Here is a 16,872-nt window from a genome sequence, read left to right as displayed (position 1 = left end):
GCCTAGTCAACCTATTACTTCGCTACCGCCACTGATTCACCATTAGACTTGAATACGCGAGTTTTCACGCCTTCAATCACTTGGTAACCAACACGGTCAGCCTTTTGGGTTGTAGCATTAAAAATTGCCACGTTAGAGATATGAAGCTCAGCTTCTTGAGTTACGATGCCGCCTTCAGCGCCAGTAACTCGGTTAGGCTTTTGATGCTTCGTTACCAAGTTAAGGCCTTCAACCTTAACACGGTCATGTGAAACAGACAAAACAGTACCTTGTTTGCCTTTTTCTTTACCTGCGATCACAATTACTTGATCGCCCTTTTTAATCTTAGCCATGAGTGCCTCTTATAGAACTTCAGGAGCCAATGAAATAATTTTCATGAACTGTTCAGTACGAAGTTCACGAGTCACTGGTCCGAAAATACGAGTTGCAATCGGCGCTTTGTTGTTGTTCAAAATAACAGCTGCGTTATCGTCGAAACGAATAACTGAACCATCTGCACGACGGATGCCGAATTTTGTACGTACAACTACAGCATTCATCACGTCACCTTTTTTAACACGTGCACGTGGAATAGCTTCTTTTACAGTAACTTTAATAATGTCGCCAACAGAAGCATAACGACGATGTGAACCACCAAGTACTTTAATACATTGTACGCGGCGAGCACCACTGTTGTCTGCTACGTCGAGCATACTTTCGGTTTGAATCATTGCCCTACTCCAAAACCGAGCATCACCGGTCGCAATTTCGAAAGGCTCAAAGAGTACTCGAAATTGACCGATGATGCAAGAACGTTTAATTACTCAGCAGCAGCTTCAACAACTTCAACTAAAGTCCAAGACTTAGTTTTAGAAATTGGGCGGCTTTCTTTGATGCTTACTACGTCGCCAACTTTAGCAACATTGTTTTCATCATGAGCGTGTAATTTAGTTGAACGGCGGATTGATTTGCCATACAACGGGTGTTGAACGCGGCGTTCGATAAGAACAACGATAGACTTGTCCATCTTGTCGCTAACTACTTTACCGGTTAACGTGCGAACTGTTTGTTCACTCATTGTCCGTTCCCCTGTTTTTCGGTAAGGAGGGTCTTAATACGAGCAATTGTCTTACGAGTAAGCGCAACTTCGTGCGATTTACCCAATTGACCAGTTGCTTTCGCCATACGAAGACGGAATTGGTTAAGCTGTTGCTCATCAAGCAAAGCTGTCAACTCTTCTACCGACTTTTCACGTAGATCATTAGTTTTCATTACATTACCGTCCGAGTCACGATAGTGGTTTTAAACGGAAGTTTTGCAGCAGCAAGCGTAAACGCTTCGCGAGCAAGTTCTTCGTTAACACCATCAATTTCGTACAAGACTTTACCTGGTTTGATTTGGCAAACCCAGTATTCCACAGAACCTTTACCTTTACCCATACGAACTTCTAATGGTTTTTCAGTAATTGGTTTGTCTGGGAAAACACGGATAAAGATCTTACCACCACGTTTAATACGACGGCTGATTGTACGACGCGCTGCTTCAATTTGACGTGCGGTCATTTGACCACGTTCAACTGATTTAAGTGCAATAGTACCAAAAGATACTGAGCTACCGCGATGTGCTAGACCAGTGTTACGGCCTTTTTGCACTTTACGGAATTTAGTACGTTTAGGTTGTAACATGGATTATTCTCCTTTTTCAGCAGAACGATCATTGCGACGACCACGACGCTCTTGACCTTCACCACGACCACGGCCACGTTTAGCTGGACGTTCTTCAGCTGGAGCTGGGTTCATGACTTGTTTCATGCCGCCCAAGATCTCACCACGGAAGATCCATACTTTAACGCCGATCGTACCGTAAGTAGTCTCAGCACGCATAGTAGCATAGTCGATGTCAGCACGAAGAGTATGAAGAGGTACACGACCTTCACGATACCATTCAGTACGAGCAATCTCAGCACCACCTAGACGGCCTGAAACTTCTACTTTGATACCTTTAGCACCAGCACGCATAGAGTTTTGAACCGCACGCTTCATAGCACGACGGAACATTACACGTTTTTCTAATTGAGAAGCGATTGCTTCAGCAACTAAACGAGCGTCTAAATCTGGGCGATCGATTTCGTTGATACTTACTTGCGCAGGAACACCCATAATGGCTGTTAATTCGCGTTGTAATTTCTCAATGTCTTCGCCTTTTTTACCGATCACGATACCAGGACGTGCAGTGCTAATAGTTACTTTAGCTGCGCCTGTAGGGCGTTCGATAAGAATATTGCTTACCATCGCATTCTTAAGTTTTTTAGTTAAAAACTCACGAACTTGAAGATCTTTTAGCAAATATTCAGCATATTGTTTCGGATTCGCATACCAGTTAGCGTTATGACGTTTCACAACACCTAGGCGGATACCGATTGGATGAACCTTCTGACCCATATCAAACCCCTACCTTAACGGTAATGTGACAAGTACGCTTAGTAATACGATCTGCACGGCCTTTAGCACGTGGCAAAATACGTTTCAGGCTCATGCCTTCATCAACGTAGATCGTAGAAACTTTAAGGTCGTCTACATCTAAACTGTTATTGTGTTCAGCGTTTGCAATCGCAGATTCCAATGCTTTTTTAACTAAAACTGCAGCTTTTTTGTTGCTGAAGTTTAAGATATTTAAAGCATGCGCAACAGATTTGCCGCGAATTAGGTCTGCAACCAAACGTGCTTTTTGTGCCGAGATAGCGGCACCGCGTAATTTAGCAGTTACTTCCATCATAGCACCTATTAACGTTTAGACTTCTTGTCAACACCGTGACCACGATAGGTACGAGTTGGCGCGAATTCACCTAATTTATGACCAACCATATGCTCAGATACGATCACTGGAACATGGTTACGGCCATTGTGTACAGAAATTGTTAGACCAACAAAATCCGGTAAGATCATCGAACGACGCGACCAAGTTTTGATCGGCTTACGGTTATTAGCCGCGATAGCCGCTTCAACCTTAGCGAACAAGTGCGCATCGACGAATGGGCCTTTTTTCAGAGAACGAGGCATTGTCAGATTCCTTTACTTGTTACTTAACGCGACGGTCGCGAATGATCATCTTAGTCGTACGCTTGTTGGTACGTGTTTTGTACCCTTTAGCTTTTTGACCCCATGGACTTACAGGTTGAATACCTTTATTACGTCCTTCACCACCACCATGTGGATGGTCTACTGGGTTCATCGCCATACCACGTACGGTAGGACGAACGCCACGCCAGCGTGATGCACCTGCTTTACCAAGTGAACGAAGGTTGCTTTCTGAGTTAGAAACTTCACCTAACACAGCACGGCATTCAACGTGTACTTTACGCATTTCGCCTGAACGAAGACGAATGATAGCGTAAGAACCGTCACGACCCAACAATTGAGCAGATGTACCAGCAGAACGTACTAATTGTGCGCCTTTACCGATTTTAAGCTCGATGTTGTGAAGAGTAGAACCGATAGGCATGTTGCGAAGTGGTAAGCAGTTACCTGGACGGATTGGAGCATCGTTACCAGATTGAACTTGATCACCAGCGCGAAGGCCTTTAGGTGCAATAATATAGCGACGTTCACCGTCAGCATATTTCAATAAAGCAATATGAGCTGTACGGTTTGGATCGTATTCAATACGCTCAACTACAGCAGGGATGCTGTCTTTGTTACGTTTGAAGTCTACGATACGGTAGTGCTGTTTATGACCACCACCAACGTGACGAGTTGTAATGTGACCGTTGTTATTACGACCGCCAGTACGTTTTTTAGCTTCAACCAACGGAGCATATGGCGCGCCTTTGTGAAGGTGGTTATGAACCACTTTCTCTACAAAGCGACGTCCTGGAGACGTTGGCTTACATTTTTGAATCGGCATAATTTTCGTCCTTATTCCGCTGCGTTTTCAGCGGTATCGCCCAAGTCAGCCATTTCAACATCTTGGCCAGCTTTCAGGGTGACGTATGCTTTTTTAACATCAGAACGACGTCCTAATGTTTTACCAAAGCGTTTAGTCTTACCTTTAGTGATCGTTGTGTTAACTTTAACAACTTGAACACCAAATAGTTGCTCAACAGCTTTTTTGATCTCAAGTTTGTTTGCATCTAGTGCAACCTTGAACACTTGAACACCAGCAGTTTCGCCTAAAACTTGTGCTTTTTCTGAGAATACAGGTCCTTGTAGGACTTGATAGATACGTTCGTTGTTCATCCGAGTTCTACCTCAATTTTCTTAGCAGCAGCAACAGACATAACAACTTTATCGAACGCGATCAAGCTAACAGGATCGATTGCAGCAGCATCAACCACATCAACGTGTGGAATGTTGCGAGCAGCAAGATACAAGTTCTCATCAACAGCATCTGTAACGATTAATGCACGAGGTGCATTCAAGTCGTTAAGTTTTGCAAGCAATTCTTTAGTTTTTGGAGCTGCAACAGCAATCTCTTCAACTAAAACAAGGCGATCTTGACGAACAAGCTCAGCCAGGATGCATTGCATAGCACCGCGATACATTTTACGGTTTACTTTTTGAGACCAGTCTTGTGGACGAGCAGCAAAAGTTTTACCACCGCCAACCCAGATTGGGCTACGAATAGAACCAGCACGAGCGCGGCCAGTACCTTTTTGACGGAAAGGTTTTTTACCACCGCCAGAAACGTCAGCACGTGATTTTTGCGCTTTTGAACCTTGACGACCACCAGCTAAGTAAGCTGTAACAACTTGGTGTACAAGAGCTTCGTTAAAATCACGACCAAACGCAACTTCAGATAACTCAACAGCAGAGCCGGAAACAGTATTTAAATTCACGTTATTTCCCCTCAGGCCTTGATAGTAGGACGAACAGTAACGTCGCCACCAGTAGCACCAGGAACCGCGCCTTTAACAACTAGAACTGAACGTTCTGCGTCGATAGCAACGATTTCAAGACCCTGTGTAGTTACACGTTCAGCACCTAAGTGACCAGGCATTTTTTTGCCTTTGAACACGCGACCAGGAGTCTGGTTTTGACCTGTAGAACCGATAACACGGTGAGATACAGAGTTACCATGTGTAGCGTCTTGAGTACGGAAGTTCCAACGCTTAACACCACCTTGGAAACCTTTACCTTTAGATGTACCAGTAACGTCAACAATTTGACCCACTGTGAACACATCTACACCGATAGTTCCGCCAACTTCACGACCTTCAAGATCAGCTTCTGTAGCGCGGAATTCTTGAACTAGACGACCAGCAGCAACACCAGCTTTCGCAAAGTGACCTTTCTGAGCGTTAGTTACGCGAGATTCGCGACGTTCACCAGTAGTGATTTGAATCGCTTGATAACCATCAGTTTCAAGCGTTTTGATTTGTGTGATGCGGTTAGGATCAACCTCAATCACTGTTACAGGTACAGAAACACCAGCATCTGTAAAGATACGTGTCATACCGCACTTGCGACCGACTAAACCAATAGCCATGTGCATAAACCTCTAAAAAAGCGGCCTAATTAACTTAGAGCGTTAATTAACCAAAAGCCTTAACCCAAAGCGATCTGAACATCAACACCAGCTGCAAGATCCAACTTCATCAATGCATCAACAGTTTTATCTGTAGGTTGAACGATGTCGATCAAACGTTTGTAAGTGCGGATCTCGTATTGGTCACGCGCATCTTTGTTAACGTGTGGTGATGTTAAAACGTTAAAACGTTCGATACGTGTAGGCATCGGGATTGGACCACAAACTTGTGCGCCAGTACGTTTTGCTGTTTCTACGATTTCTTGAGCTGATTGATCAATTAGACGGTGATCAAAAGACTTAAGACGGATACGAATTCTCTGGTTAGACATACCAGTTAACTCCAAGCCAAATATATAAAGAATCACCCTTGACGCATCTCACCCCACTTTAAAAGAGGCAAGTGTCAAGAGCAGTGAAATATCACTAAGGTCACGATCGATGCCGCGACTGTCACGATGTTAACTACTTTATTCGTAGCTAACCCCCTTCATCAAAGGGTCGCCCATTATAGCTATTGTTTAATGCATAAGCAAATCTCTTTTGCTGTTTTTCTTATATTTTTCATTTTTTATGCAAGATCAATTGCTTAACTTTTAATCAGTAGGCGTTTTTTCTTAATACATACTCTATTGCTTGGTTTAGTATTTGATTTCCCTCAATAAATTTGTTTTTTGCGCTTTTCCGTAGATCATGTACTGGCTGCACATGTGTTCCTGAAAAAAATGCCACTTCTTCATCATTTTCCAAAAATAAATCGAGTACTTCTGGGGTAATTTCAGGATGAAATTGGAAGCCCAAAACATTTTGCCCGATTTGATACATTTGATTACGACATGCATCATTTTCCGCCAGTAATACCGCTCCTTTGGGAATTTCAAATGTTTCACTGTGCCACTGCATGACTTTAAACTCTTCAGGTAGTTTAAAACAGTCATGCGGTACGTTAGCGACTTTACGGATGGTCGTCCAACCCAGTTCTTGTTGTGCATTTCGACTCACCGCCCCACCCAAAGCATTGGCAATCAATTGCCCGCCTAAACAAAGCCCGATTGCGGGTTTACCGAGTGCCAAATAGCGTCGCAGCCATCGTTTTTCTATTTTTAACCATGGGAAGTTTGCCTCATCATTTACGCTCATGGTCCCACCCATGATGATGAGCAAATCGACATCTTCGACATGCGGCAAAGCCTCGAGATCTAAGGCTTGATCGACAGGTAATGCAAAGAATTCTGTGGCCGTAATTTTGGCCTGATGCTGTTTTAAAAATTCATAACAACTGCCGAACCCTTCGCCAGCAATATGCTGAAAATAATGTACTTTTAAATGCGACTTCATGCGCTAAACCTATTGTTGTTGCTCTGATATCGGTTTTGCAAGAATGAAGCCAACTTTGCTTTTCACTTAATTTTCTATACAAAAGCATCGTAAATCCATGCGTTTTAGTCGTATTCTTTTGATCATTCATTATTATTTTGATCATTTCAGAGCGCCACGTGAAAAAGAATCCTCAAACTGAACTCATTCATGCACCAAGAAAGGCACCGCAATACATCAATAGTGTTCAACCTCCCCTGTTTCGTGCATCCACTATAATTTTCGAAAATACTGATGCGCTATTTAATCGCCATTGGACCGATGATTATGACTATAGCTATGGCACACATGGTACACCCACTACATTTACCCTAGGCGATCAGATTGCTCAGATTGAAGGTGGCTTGTATCACTTACTCGCACCAAGTGGTTTGTCTGCGATTAATTTGGTCAATTCATGTTTTTTAAGTCAGGGGGATGAGGTTTGGGTCGCAGATAATATCTATGGCCCAAATATGGAACATCTGCGCAATTTAGAAACCCGCTATGGCATCGTGGTCAAGGTTTACAACCCGATTGATGTGAACTCATTCACACCTTCAGCGCAAGCCAAGCTTATCTGGTTAGAAGCGGCGGGTTCTGTCACTTTAGAGTTTCCAGATTTAGTCGGCTTGGTCAAAAAAGCCCAAGCACATAACATTCTCACTGCACTGGACAATACATGGGGCGCAGGACTTGCCTTTAATGCTTTTGATTTTAGTGCTGAGCATCTGGGTGTCGATATCAGTGTGCATGCCTTGACCAAATACCCAAGTGGCGGTGGTGATATTTTAATGGGCTCGGTAATTACACGAGATATAAAGCTTCATCACAAACTGTTTCGTGCGCATGCCATTCAAGGCATTAGTATCTCTGGTGATGACGCCGCGCAAGTACAACGCAGTTTGGCTTCAATGCGCCTGCGCTATGAACACCAGTCACAAAGTGCTTTAACTGTATTGAATTGGCTAAAACAGCAGCCAACCTTTGTACAGGTTTTACATCCTGCCGATGAAGCTTCCGCAGGACATCAGTATTGGAAAGAAATTTGTACAGAACAACACAGTGCTGGCTTGGTCAGCGTGATATTTAATGAAAAATATAGCCTGCAAGATGTACGCCGCTTTTGTGATGCACTGAAACTCTTTAAGCTCGGTTTTAGCTGGGGTGGCCCAGTCAGTTTAGTCATGCTATATAACTTAAAAGATATGCGTGTACTCGAACATTCACATATTCAAACCGGCTTACTGGTTCGCTTTTGTATAGGACTAGAACATCCTGCAGATTTAATACAAGATATAGAAAACGCACTACAACATTTAAATAAACAGCAACTCGAATAAATACAGGAACATCTATGGGTACACCAATTATTATTGGCAAAAAAACACAAGACACCACACAAGATGTGGTGCTTCATTCACAATTTGCAAACCGCCATGGTTTGATTGCTGGGGCCACAGGTACTGGTAAAACGGTGACGTTGAAGGTGTTGGCAGAAAGTTTTTCTCGGCTGGGTGTACCCGTATTTTTAGCCGATGCCAAAGGGGATGTTTCTAGCCTTGCCAAAGCAGGTGAAAGCAATCCTAAGTTTGACGAACGAATTAAAAGTTTAAATATCGAGAGCATTCCTTTTGCTGCCTCGCCTGTGGTCTTTTGGGATTTGTTCGGTGAACAAGGTCATCCCATTCGCACTACCATTTCTGAAATTGGCCCACTGCTCCTTGCCCGAATCCTCAACTTAAATGACACGCAAGAAGGTGTGTTATCTGCGGTCTTTCGTATTGCTGATGATCAGGGCTTATTGCTCATCGACTTTAAAGACTTAAAAGCCATGATCAGCTACGTCAGTGAACATGCCGCAGAATTTAAAAATGAATATGGCAATTTATCACCTGCAAGCTTAGGTGCAATTCAACGTAATTTGCTTGCCTTGGCCGATCAAGGCGGTGACAAGTTCTTTGGTGAGCCTGCGCTCAATATCATGGATTTCATTCAAACGGATGCGCAAGGTCGTGGCAACATCAACCTGCTCGCAGCCGACAAGTTAATGAATACCCCTAAGCTCTATGCGACTTTCTTACTTTGGATGCTGTCAGAACTGTTTGAACAATTGCCCGAAGTTGGAGATATGGATAAACCCAAACTGGTGTTCTTCTTTGATGAAGCACATTTATTGTTTGATAACGCCAGCCCTGCTTTACAAGAAAAAATTGAACAAGTGGTTCGTCTAATTCGCTCTAAAGGGGTCGGCATTTACTTTGTAACGCAAAACCCACTTGACCTACCCGAGAGTGTTTTAGGACAACTGGGTAACCGCGTTCAGCATGCGCTACGTGCATTTACCCCGAAAGATCAGAAAGCGGTTAAGACGGCAGCAGATACTTTTCGAGCCAATCCTGCGTTTAAAGTCGATCAAGTGATTACGGAACTGGCTGTCGGTGAAGCACTGATTAGTTGTCTAGATGAACAAGGCACACCCCAAATCGTTGAGCGTGCTTGGGTGATGCCACCCTATTCTTCATTTAGTCCAATTGCTGTAGAAGAACGCAAAGCACTCATGGCAAATAGCGTTGTTGCAGGTGTGTATGACACCGAAGCAGACCGTGAAAGTGCCTATGAACTTTTGCAAAATAAAGTGGCGGAGCGCCAACAACAAGCCGTCCAAGCGGAACAAGATAAAATAGAAGCCAAAGAACAAGAAGCGTTGGCCAAACAGCAAGCACGTGAACAAGAACGCCTTGCGCGCGAACAACAAAAAGAAGCAGAGCGTTCAGCCAAACAACGTGAAAAACTGATTCAAGACACGGTAGGAACTTTTGCAAAAAGTGCTGCACGCAGCTTGGGCGGGTCGACAGGTCAGAAAATTATCCGTGGCCTCTTAGGTTCTATCTTCGGCAAGAAATAATCTAAAAACCCAATTAAAAAGTACAAATTTATGGAATCTTTTTATATCCCATAATTTTTTTATGGTTTTTACTAAAACATGTATTGCGCGGATGTATTTAAAAATGTATTTTAAATACATCTTATAAATAACAGCCATGAGAGATCAGCTATGACTCCGCAGCAAATTGACCTAGTAAAAGCTACTGTTCCTGTTCTACGTGAAAATGGTGTCGCGCTGACTGGTTACTTCTATAATCGTATGTTGGGCAATAACCCTGACCTCAAAGAAACCTTTAACATGGGACATCAACGCAGCGGTGCTCAGGCACAAGCCTTGGCGGGTGCTGTATTGGCTTATGCTGAAAATATTGAGGACCCATCTGTACTTTTACCAGTTGTAGAATTAATTGCGCATAAACATGTGAGTCTTAACATTCAAGCGCCAGACTATAATATTGTCGGCGAAAATTTGCTGCACTCGATCAGTGAAGTATTAAGCATTTCAATGGAAGATCCACTGATTGCAGCTTGGGCAGCAGCATATGGACAATTGGCAGACTTGTTTATCAGCACTGAAAAAGCGATTTATGAGCAACATCAGCAAACTAAAGGCAGTTGGTTAGGTTGGCGTAATTTCAAAATCGCGAAAAAAGTGGCTGAAAGTGATGAAATCACCTCATTCTACCTTGAGCCTTCTGATGGTGGTGATTTACCAAAATATGAAGCAGGTCAGTACATCTCTGTACGTGTATTGGTCGATGAGCTGGGTCTAAAACAGCCACGTCAATATACACTGTCGACCAGCCCGCAAGACAACTACTTACGTATCTCTGTAAAACGTGAAGATCAGAAAGGTGACTTGGTTCCAGGTTGGGTATCGAATACACTGCATGGCTTGGAGATCGGTTCAGAAATCGAAGTGTCTGCACCAACAGGTAATTTCTTCCTGATTGATTCACAAAAACGCAATGTCTTTATCAGTGGTGGTGTAGGTCTAACACCAATGATTGCGATGCTAAATCAGTTGGTGACTTTAGACATGCCACAACCTGTAACATTTATCCATGCCTGCCGTAGCAAACAAGTGCATGCAATGCATAAACACATTCAGGATTTGGAAGCAAAATACCCACGTCTTAGCACCTTTACAGCGTATGAGTTCCCTCATGCTAATGATAAGTTAGGTGAAGATTATGATGCTGCTGGTCGTCTAGACTTAGGCAGCATGGATACTGCACTGTTACCGATCAATGCGGATTATTACCTTTGCGGTCCAATGCCATTTATGGCTGAACAACAGAAAGCTTTAATTGCTCGTGGTATTCCTGCTAGCAATATTCACAGCGAAGCTTTCGGCACTGGTGGTGTAAAACACTAACTAAGCTATTCACCTGAAATACAAAGGGTTAGTTTAGTTATGCTAGACTAGCCCTTATTTATTTCTCTCAGACTCACAGTATTATCATGCAACTCAATAAATTCACCGATTATGCATTACGCATTTTGCTCTATATCGCACGCCCTCGTGATGTGCCTTATAACATTGCTGAAATTGCGGAAGACCTGCACGTTTCGCGTAATCACTTGGTGAAAATTGTGCATTTTATGGCAAAGCAAAACTGGTTAATCACCAGCCGCGGCAAAGGTGGCGGCATTCGCCTAAACCCTGAAGCACTTGAGGCTCAGCTCGGTCAAATCGTACGAATTCTGCAAGGTCATCACCAGATAGTAGAATGCAACGACCCACCCTGTGTACTGCGTAGTCAGTGTGGTTTAAAAAGCCTCTTAGACCAAGCTTTAGAACAGTTTTATCAAAGTCTCGATCAGTACAAACTTGCTGACGTCTTGCAACCAAGCAGCGCATCTAAATTTACAACACAATCTCCAATTCGAATGATCAATCTCTAATTTCACTTTGCCTGCGACAAAATTCGCTTGCCTGCCCGACTTCCTTTATAATGCGTGTTGTTAAATCAGTTATTGAAGTTGGGTTATGCATCAGCACAGAGGAAAATCACGAAACAGTAAAGCGGCCAATGCGCCGAAGCAAAAGATTACTTATGAGAAAAAAGTAGACTCTGCGATTACTGAATATGCTGTGCGCTCGCTCAACTGGCTACGCAAAGCTGAGTTCTTAATGAGTGCGCCTAAACTCAACCTCTGCGTTGAAGATACCGGCTATGAAATTGCCTTTGCTGGCCGCTCAAATGCAGGGAAGTCGAGTGCCATTAATGCGCTCACCAACCAAAAGCAATTGGCTCGTGCGTCGAAAAAACCGGGTCGTACCCAAATGATCAACTTTTTCAGTTTAGGAAATCCTGATCAGCGTTTGGTCGACTTACCGGGTTATGGCTATGCCGCTGTACCTGAAGCGATGAAAATCGTGTGGCAAAAAGAGTTAGAAAACTATCTGATACACCGTGAAAGTTTACAAGGTCTTGTGCTGTTGATGGATATCCGTCATCCACTACAACACTTTGACGTCATGATGTTGGAATGGGCACATTCACGTAAATTGTTCGTGCATGTACTGCTCACCAAATCAGATAAACTAAACCGTGGCCCAGCCTCTAAAGCACTACAAGAAGTGAAAGCAGCATTGAAAAAAATGAAGCTGAACTTCTCTATCCAATTGTTCTCATCATTGAATAAACAAGGTTTAGAAGAGTTAGCGAGTGTCATGGCGGGTCGTCTTAACTTCACTCTAGAACAATCGACAGAGTTTGATCTTGATAGCATTCCTGAAGCATCGGAAGATGATATTGAAATCGATGCAGATGCGGAAGCATTCGACGACGTCGACACTACATCTGAAGATTTACCCCAAGCTGAAGGCAAAAATTCAGACCACTAATCCAGTATTTTTAAAGTCAGCGCAAGGATGATTGTCTGACAAAAAGTATCTTCTGAAGATAATGAAATGTCCTGTATTGCTAATCACAATGCAGGATTTTTTTTGGATACTGAATATATCAGATGTGCACTCGATCACATAAAAACAAGGATAGGTCATGAAATTACTCTCCCGCTTGAGAAACACAAAACTTGGATCATCAATCGAATATAAAATTAAGCCACGTAAAGTGAAATTTGAGTGGCAAGATACCCAAGTTGACTGGGTGCCCAACCAACCTTTTGTCAGCTATTTTATTAATGAAATTAATATGATCTTACCGGCAGGTGAGTTTTGGTTTTGCCGTCTGTATAACAAAGTATTGCCACAAATTAGAGATGAAAAATTAGCAGAGGACGTTAAAGCATTTATCCGCCAAGAAGCCATGCATGCTCAGGCGCATAACTCTGCCAATAAAGAATATCTGTCTCAGCGCAATATCAGTATTCAACGCAACCTCGAAATCATGGACTTTCTCTTTGGCAAACTGCTTGCGGACCAACCTTTAGGGCTCAACGTACCCAAAGCCTTGGATCATCAATGGGATCTCTTTCGTTTAGGGGTGATTGCAACAGTTGAGCACATGACCTGTGTACTAGGTAAATATGCTTTATATAACAAAGAGTGGGAACGACTCGGCGCTGATCCGAATATGCTCGATCTAGTAAAATGGCATGGTGCAGAGGAAATAGAACATCGTACCGTGGCTTTTGATTTGTATCGTCATCTCGGTGGGGGCTATATTTCTCGCTATTATCAAAGTGTGATCGTGATTGCAGCCGTACTTGGTCTATGGGTCGATGGTGCAGCACATATCATGCAGCAAGACGCGCGCTATGCATCGATTAAACCTGCCGTATATAAACCGTGGATTTGGCGTGAATGGGCGCGTATCGCGCAAAAAGACAATCGCTTATTGCCACATCCGCTTTGGCTAGTGTCACAGCAATTGGGGTATTTAATGCCTTGGTACGATCCTGTACATGAAGCAAAAACTGAAGATGCGATTGCTTACCTCGACAACTCTCCTGCTGCAAAACGTGCCGCACTGAAAGTTGCATAAACACCATTTAAAATCTGTATTAAGCAGGGTTCGCCCTGCTTTTTTTGTGCTCACTTCCATTACGCTCTATTTTTTTATTGAGCAATCAACAAACTTAAGATGAATAGGGTCGTCATAAGTTCGAGGTTTAAAGTATAGTTCTTCCGAACTCCCTCTTCTCTTTAAAATGCATTTATACTCAGCCTCATCCTAAAATAAAAATAAGCCATTCAGGAGCATCTCCCTGCACGCTCACATCTCCGTCATCACACTGGCCATGAAAGATTTACACGCTGCATTCGCGTTTTATCAGGAGGGTTTAGGTCTTAATAGCGCAGGGATTATTGGGACTGAATTTGAACATGGCGCTGTGGCATTTTTTGATTTACAACACGGTTTAAAGCTCGCACTCTGGTCACAAGATAGCCTGAGTCATGACACCAGAATTAGCGCATCAGCGTTTTGTCCAACTCAAATGTCTCTCGGACATAACGTTAACAGTCCCGCAGCCGTCGATCAAATCATGCAACAAGCCCAACGCGCTGGTGCTAAAACAATTAAGCCCGCACAGCCCACGTTTTACGGTGGTTATGCAGGCTATTTTCAAGACTTAGATGGGCATCTGTGGGAGATCGTCTACAACCCACATTTTAGCTCTTTATCTGCTTAATTCGACAACGTTGGTTCATCGACATCTCGCGTATGACGATCAACCACTACACTAATCATCATATCGCCCTGTACGTTCACCACAGTCCGTACCGTATCTAAGAGTCGATCTATCGGCAGTAAAATCGCAATCGCTTCTGCAGGGAGTCCGACTGATTGTAAAACCATAATCATTGTCACCATTCCAGCGCTTGGAATGCCCGGTGCGCCGAGTGACGCAATCATGGCGGTTGCACAGACAATTAACTGCTGTCCCAAGGTTAAATCTAAGCCCATCAAGTTGGCAATAAACAAGGCAGCAGCAGCTTCATATAGCGCTGTACCATCCATATTTAACTGTGTGCCCAATGGAATCACAAAACCTGCTGTTTGAGGACGTACACCTAAATTTTCCTGCGCACATTTCATCGACAGTGGCATCGTTGCTGAACTTGAACTGGTTGCAAAAGCAGTGATTAAGGCAGCTCGTGTTCCTCTAAAAAATGTGAATGGACTCATTTTCCCAAAAATCCAAAGCAACAGAGGTAACACCACTGCCCCATGGAAAATCGTCGTCCCTGTGACTACGGCAGCAAACTCCGCGAGGCGACTCAACACCGAAATATCTTCTGTAGCAATCAATTTAGCCAATAATGCAAAAATACCAATCGGTGCAAGCTTCATCACCCAGCCGATGATCATCATCATGATGTCAAAAAATTGCTGACTGAGCTTTCTCACACTTCGGAACTTTTCACCACCTTTGACCAAGGCCACACCTAGAAATAGTGAAAACACCACGACTGCGAGTACGTTGCCATCACTAAAAGCTTTAAACGGATTGATGAGTGTATTTTGAATAAAATTGGTAAAGAATGAACCTGCTGTGAGGGTGTCAGGGCTCTGATGTTGTTGCATTGCATCTTGGAACATGATGATGTCCACACCCTGCCCAACTTTAAAAATATGTGCACATCCTAGACCTAAGATCAATGCCAAAGTCGTGGTGGTGACACAGCAAGCTAAGGTAATTTTCCACGTTCGACTCAGCTGACCACCCGCTTGTAAATTCGATACCCCCACCACGATCGAACTAAAGATCAGCGGAACCAAGATCATTTTCAGCAAACCAATAAAAATACTACTGGCAATCCCCAAGCCATACAGGCTGGCGGATAAAAACTGCGTCTCTGGAAACTGAATTAATAAAAACCCAAATGCCACACCCAATATTGCGGCAATTAAAATCTGCGTATTTAAGCTCATTGTGCCTTGCATTTATCATCCTTTATTCAGGCACTATGCCATGCGACCCACCGGGAATCGAGGAATTTTTTGTCACATGTACTGCTGCAATTCTGCAAAGCATGTATTCAACCCAATTCAATTTGTACTGCACCCCAATTAGATAACTCGAATCCGCGAGTAGCTTCATACCCAAAATTGACGGACAAAAAAAACCGAATCAGAAGATTCGGTTTTTTCAGTATTCAACTTTTACTATTAACACATATTGCTCAAAGCTTATTGGGTTTCAATTTCACGTAAACGAATCAAGCCTTCTTGTGTCGTACTACAGACCAACTCACCGTTTTGCCACATGCGACCAAAATTTAGACCACGTGAACTGGCACTGACGGTGGCATCCATGTCATAAAGCATCCACTCATCCACACGGAATGGCTTATGGAAATACATGGCATGGTCAATACTCGCACACTGCAAACTTGGTGATAAATAACTTAAACCATGTGGACGTAGTGCAGTCGTCATCAGCGTAAAGTCTGAATAGAATGCCGCAATGGCCTGATGTAAAGAGATGTCATCAACATCGGCAGCAATAGTGTCATGGGTACGAATATAGTGTGCATACGATGGCGCAGCAGGCTGCGGTTGGTACGGGTTTTGTGGATCAATCGGGCGAATTTCTACGTGACGGTCGCGCATAAAAGACGCACGGACGTTTTCAGGGACAAACTCCACCATCATTCGTTTCAGCTCTGCTTCAGATTTTAAATCTTCGACGGCTGGATATTCTGGCTCTGCAACTTGGTAGTTCAACCCTTCTTCTTGCTCTGCAAATGACACCATACACATAAAAATCGTTTTACCATGTTGAATCGCACGCACCTGACGACTCACAAAACTGCGTCCATCGCGAATACGATCCACTTCATAAATGATCGGTGCATTGATATCACCGCCGAATAAGAAATAGGCATGTAAGGAATGAGCTGGTCGATCTGTCGTATAAGATGCCGCACGGAGCGCCTGACCTAAAACCTGTCCACCAAAGACACGTTTCCCGACCAAATTTCGGCTTTGCCCACGAAAAATATTTTCTTCTAATTTTTCAAGACTGAGTAAATCAACCAACTCTTGTGTTAAGGCATTCATAACAAACCTATCTATCATTCGGGATTAAGCTAACGCAGGCAACATCAACAGATGTTTAAATATATTTTCCATTTTGCCATAAATCCAGACTAAAACCCTAAAGATTCGCTGACTGATCTGTCACCTTGCTGATGCAATATAACTG

Annotated in this window: 22 protein-coding genes and 2 pseudogenes; 8 read left to right on the top strand and 16 right to left on the bottom strand. The window is 43.3% G+C overall.

Going from position 1 to position 16,872, the window contains the following annotated elements:
- Nucleotides 1-14: 14 nt before the first annotated feature.
- From rplX to AC4CU0_RS02100, 14 genes and pseudogenes are all read right to left on the bottom strand, one after another.
- Nucleotides 15-332 carry a 50S ribosomal protein L24 gene (rplX, locus tag AC4CU0_RS02165; RefSeq protein ID WP_490742362.1) on the bottom strand — a complete coding sequence of 106 codons (318 nt, stop codon included), beginning with the start codon at nucleotides 330-332 and terminating at the stop codon, nucleotides 15-17.
- Nucleotides 333-341: 9 nt separating this feature from the next.
- Complete coding sequence (rplN, locus tag AC4CU0_RS02160) at nucleotides 342-710, bottom strand: 50S ribosomal protein L14 (protein WP_005012978.1); 369 nt, start codon at nucleotides 708-710, stop codon at nucleotides 342-344.
- An 89-nt stretch (nucleotides 711-799) separates the two neighbouring features.
- Nucleotides 800-1,057 carry a 30S ribosomal protein S17 gene (gene rpsQ / locus AC4CU0_RS02155; protein ID WP_078189275.1) on the bottom strand — a complete coding sequence of 86 codons (258 nt, stop codon included), beginning with the start codon at nucleotides 1,055-1,057 and terminating at the stop codon, nucleotides 800-802.
- Complete coding sequence (rpmC, locus tag AC4CU0_RS02150) at nucleotides 1,054-1,251, bottom strand: 50S ribosomal protein L29 (protein WP_005012982.1); 198 nt, start codon at nucleotides 1,249-1,251, stop codon at nucleotides 1,054-1,056. Before rpmC ends, rpsQ begins: the two co-directional genes overlap by 4 nt.
- Nucleotides 1,251-1,664: a 50S ribosomal protein L16 gene (rplP, locus tag AC4CU0_RS02145; RefSeq protein WP_068909575.1), complete on the bottom strand. Its 414-nt coding sequence runs from the start codon at nucleotides 1,662-1,664 to the stop codon at nucleotides 1,251-1,253. The genes rpmC and rplP overlap by 1 nt, the downstream gene beginning before the upstream one ends.
- A pseudogene (rpsC, locus tag AC4CU0_RS02140) lies at nucleotides 1,604-2,420 on the bottom strand (30S ribosomal protein S3). The gene rplP and the pseudogene rpsC overlap by 61 nt, the downstream one beginning before the upstream one ends.
- 1 nt (nucleotide 2,421) lies before the next feature.
- Nucleotides 2,422-2,751, bottom strand: coding sequence for a 50S ribosomal protein L22 (rplV, locus tag AC4CU0_RS02135; protein ID WP_035265103.1), 330 nt, complete (start codon nucleotides 2,749-2,751; stop codon nucleotides 2,422-2,424).
- 11 nt (nucleotides 2,752-2,762) lie between these two features.
- Nucleotides 2,763-3,038, bottom strand: coding sequence for a 30S ribosomal protein S19 (gene rpsS, locus AC4CU0_RS02130; protein ID WP_004281508.1), 276 nt, complete (start codon nucleotides 3,036-3,038; stop codon nucleotides 2,763-2,765).
- A gap of 19 nt (nucleotides 3,039-3,057) precedes the next feature.
- On the bottom strand, nucleotides 3,058-3,882 hold the full coding sequence (rplB, locus tag AC4CU0_RS02125) for a 50S ribosomal protein L2 (RefSeq protein ID WP_078189278.1): 825 nt from the start codon (nucleotides 3,880-3,882) through the stop codon (nucleotides 3,058-3,060).
- Between the two features lie 11 nt (nucleotides 3,883-3,893).
- Entirely contained in the window at nucleotides 3,894-4,214 is a 321-nt protein-coding gene (gene rplW / locus AC4CU0_RS02120) for a 50S ribosomal protein L23 (protein WP_005012992.1), read from the bottom strand.
- Nucleotides 4,211-4,813, bottom strand: a complete 603-nt coding sequence (gene rplD, locus AC4CU0_RS02115) for a 50S ribosomal protein L4 (RefSeq protein ID WP_078189279.1) — start codon at nucleotides 4,811-4,813, stop codon at nucleotides 4,211-4,213. Before rplD ends, rplW begins: the two co-directional genes overlap by 4 nt.
- Before the next feature lie 11 nt (nucleotides 4,814-4,824).
- Complete coding sequence (gene rplC / locus AC4CU0_RS02110) at nucleotides 4,825-5,463, bottom strand: 50S ribosomal protein L3 (RefSeq protein WP_078189280.1); 639 nt, start codon at nucleotides 5,461-5,463, stop codon at nucleotides 4,825-4,827.
- Between the two features lie 59 nt (nucleotides 5,464-5,522).
- On the bottom strand, nucleotides 5,523-5,834 hold the full coding sequence (gene rpsJ, locus AC4CU0_RS02105; RefSeq protein ID WP_000070912.1) for a 30S ribosomal protein S10: 312 nt from the start codon (nucleotides 5,832-5,834) through the stop codon (nucleotides 5,523-5,525).
- A gap of 268 nt (nucleotides 5,835-6,102) precedes the next feature.
- Complete coding sequence (locus AC4CU0_RS02100; RefSeq protein ID WP_078189281.1) at nucleotides 6,103-6,840, bottom strand: type 1 glutamine amidotransferase; 738 nt, start codon at nucleotides 6,838-6,840, stop codon at nucleotides 6,103-6,105.
- A gap of 158 nt (nucleotides 6,841-6,998) precedes the next feature.
- On the opposite strand from AC4CU0_RS02100, the gene AC4CU0_RS02095 reads away from it, so the two are divergent.
- The 8 genes and pseudogenes from AC4CU0_RS02095 to AC4CU0_RS02060 all read left to right on the top strand — a co-directional run bounded on the left by AC4CU0_RS02095 (nucleotide 6,999) and on the right by AC4CU0_RS02060 (nucleotide 14,352).
- Complete coding sequence (locus AC4CU0_RS02095; protein WP_490742361.1) at nucleotides 6,999-8,201, top strand: PLP-dependent transferase; 1,203 nt, start codon at nucleotides 6,999-7,001, stop codon at nucleotides 8,199-8,201.
- Between the two features lie 14 nt (nucleotides 8,202-8,215).
- A complete protein-coding gene (locus AC4CU0_RS02090; RefSeq protein WP_490742360.1) occupies nucleotides 8,216-9,766 on the top strand; it encodes a helicase HerA-like domain-containing protein in 1,551 nt (516 codons plus the stop codon).
- A gap of 40 nt (nucleotides 9,767-9,806) precedes the next feature.
- Nucleotides 9,807-9,893 (top strand): annotated as a pseudogene (locus AC4CU0_RS02085) (hypothetical protein); the annotation flags it as partial.
- A gap of 23 nt (nucleotides 9,894-9,916) precedes the next feature.
- Entirely contained in the window at nucleotides 9,917-11,125 is a 1,209-nt protein-coding gene (hmpA, locus tag AC4CU0_RS02080) for an NO-inducible flavohemoprotein (protein WP_078192460.1), read from the top strand.
- A gap of 86 nt (nucleotides 11,126-11,211) precedes the next feature.
- Nucleotides 11,212-11,655, top strand: a complete 444-nt coding sequence (locus AC4CU0_RS02075) for an RrF2 family transcriptional regulator (RefSeq protein WP_490742359.1) — start codon at nucleotides 11,212-11,214, stop codon at nucleotides 11,653-11,655.
- A gap of 85 nt (nucleotides 11,656-11,740) precedes the next feature.
- Nucleotides 11,741-12,601: a ribosome biogenesis GTP-binding protein YihA/YsxC gene (gene yihA, locus AC4CU0_RS02070; RefSeq protein WP_180010522.1), complete on the top strand. Its 861-nt coding sequence runs from the start codon at nucleotides 11,741-11,743 to the stop codon at nucleotides 12,599-12,601.
- A gap of 157 nt (nucleotides 12,602-12,758) precedes the next feature.
- The gene (locus AC4CU0_RS02065; protein WP_490742358.1) at nucleotides 12,759-13,703 is read left to right on the top strand and encodes a metal-dependent hydrolase; all 945 of its coding nucleotides are present in this window, start codon (nucleotides 12,759-12,761) and stop codon (nucleotides 13,701-13,703) included.
- 223 nt (nucleotides 13,704-13,926) lie between these two features.
- A complete protein-coding gene (locus tag AC4CU0_RS02060) occupies nucleotides 13,927-14,352 on the top strand; it encodes a VOC family protein (protein WP_490743448.1) in 426 nt (141 codons plus the stop codon).
- Here AC4CU0_RS02060 and AC4CU0_RS02055 read toward each other — a convergent pair.
- Entirely contained in the window at nucleotides 14,349-15,608 is a 1,260-nt protein-coding gene (locus tag AC4CU0_RS02055) for a dicarboxylate/amino acid:cation symporter (protein ID WP_490742357.1), read from the bottom strand. The genes AC4CU0_RS02060 and AC4CU0_RS02055 overlap by 4 nt on opposite strands.
- A 246-nt stretch (nucleotides 15,609-15,854) precedes the next feature.
- Entirely contained in the window at nucleotides 15,855-16,727 is an 873-nt protein-coding gene (locus AC4CU0_RS02050; protein WP_180026061.1) for an acyl-CoA thioesterase, read from the bottom strand.
- Between the last annotated feature and the right edge of the window lie 145 nt (nucleotides 16,728-16,872).

The sequence above is a fragment of the Acinetobacter sp. LipI_15 genome, from assembly GCF_058242865.1.
Note: the sequence above shows the minus strand (reverse complement) of the source record. Positions and strands in the feature narration are given on the sequence as shown.

What these genes read in the sequence shown, in the direction of transcription:
- yihA (WP_180010522.1), top strand. Translation starts at nt 11,741, where the DNA reads ATGCATCAGCACAGAGGAAAATCACGAAACAGTAAAGCGGCCAATGCG.
- rpsQ (WP_078189275.1), bottom strand. Translation starts at nt 1,057, where the DNA reads ATGAGTGAACAAACAGTTCGCACGTTAACCGGTAAAGTAGTTAGCGAC.
- rplW (WP_005012992.1), bottom strand. Translation starts at nt 4,214, where the DNA reads ATGAACAACGAACGTATCTATCAAGTCCTACAAGGACCTGTATTCTCA.
- AC4CU0_RS02075 (WP_490742359.1), top strand. Translation starts at nt 11,212, where the DNA reads ATGCAACTCAATAAATTCACCGATTATGCATTACGCATTTTGCTCTAT.
- AC4CU0_RS02050 (WP_180026061.1), bottom strand. Translation starts at nt 16,727, where the DNA reads ATGAATGCCTTAACACAAGAGTTGGTTGATTTACTCAGTCTTGAAAAA.
- rplP (WP_068909575.1), bottom strand. Translation starts at nt 1,664, where the DNA reads ATGTTACAACCTAAACGTACTAAATTCCGTAAAGTGCAAAAAGGCCGT.
- hmpA (WP_078192460.1), top strand. Translation starts at nt 9,917, where the DNA reads ATGACTCCGCAGCAAATTGACCTAGTAAAAGCTACTGTTCCTGTTCTA.
- AC4CU0_RS02090 (WP_490742360.1), top strand. Translation starts at nt 8,216, where the DNA reads ATGGGTACACCAATTATTATTGGCAAAAAAACACAAGACACCACACAA.
- rplB (WP_078189278.1), bottom strand. Translation starts at nt 3,882, where the DNA reads ATGCCGATTCAAAAATGTAAGCCAACGTCTCCAGGACGTCGCTTTGTA.
- rplN (WP_005012978.1), bottom strand. Translation starts at nt 710, where the DNA reads ATGATTCAAACCGAAAGTATGCTCGACGTAGCAGACAACAGTGGTGCT.
- rpsS (WP_004281508.1), bottom strand. Translation starts at nt 3,038, where the DNA reads ATGCCTCGTTCTCTGAAAAAAGGCCCATTCGTCGATGCGCACTTGTTC.
- rplX (WP_490742362.1), bottom strand. Translation starts at nt 332, where the DNA reads ATGGCTAAGATTAAAAAGGGCGATCAAGTAATTGTGATCGCAGGTAAA.
- AC4CU0_RS02100 (WP_078189281.1), bottom strand. Translation starts at nt 6,840, where the DNA reads ATGAAGTCGCATTTAAAAGTACATTATTTTCAGCATATTGCTGGCGAA.
- AC4CU0_RS02065 (WP_490742358.1), top strand. Translation starts at nt 12,759, where the DNA reads ATGAAATTACTCTCCCGCTTGAGAAACACAAAACTTGGATCATCAATC.
- rpmC (WP_005012982.1), bottom strand. Translation starts at nt 1,251, where the DNA reads ATGAAAACTAATGATCTACGTGAAAAGTCGGTAGAAGAGTTGACAGCT.
- AC4CU0_RS02055 (WP_490742357.1), bottom strand. Translation starts at nt 15,608, where the DNA reads ATGCAAGGCACAATGAGCTTAAATACGCAGATTTTAATTGCCGCAATA.
- rpsJ (WP_000070912.1), bottom strand. Translation starts at nt 5,834, where the DNA reads ATGTCTAACCAGAGAATTCGTATCCGTCTTAAGTCTTTTGATCACCGT.
- rplC (WP_078189280.1), bottom strand. Translation starts at nt 5,463, where the DNA reads ATGGCTATTGGTTTAGTCGGTCGCAAGTGCGGTATGACACGTATCTTT.
- rplV (WP_035265103.1), bottom strand. Translation starts at nt 2,751, where the DNA reads ATGGAAGTAACTGCTAAATTACGCGGTGCCGCTATCTCGGCACAAAAA.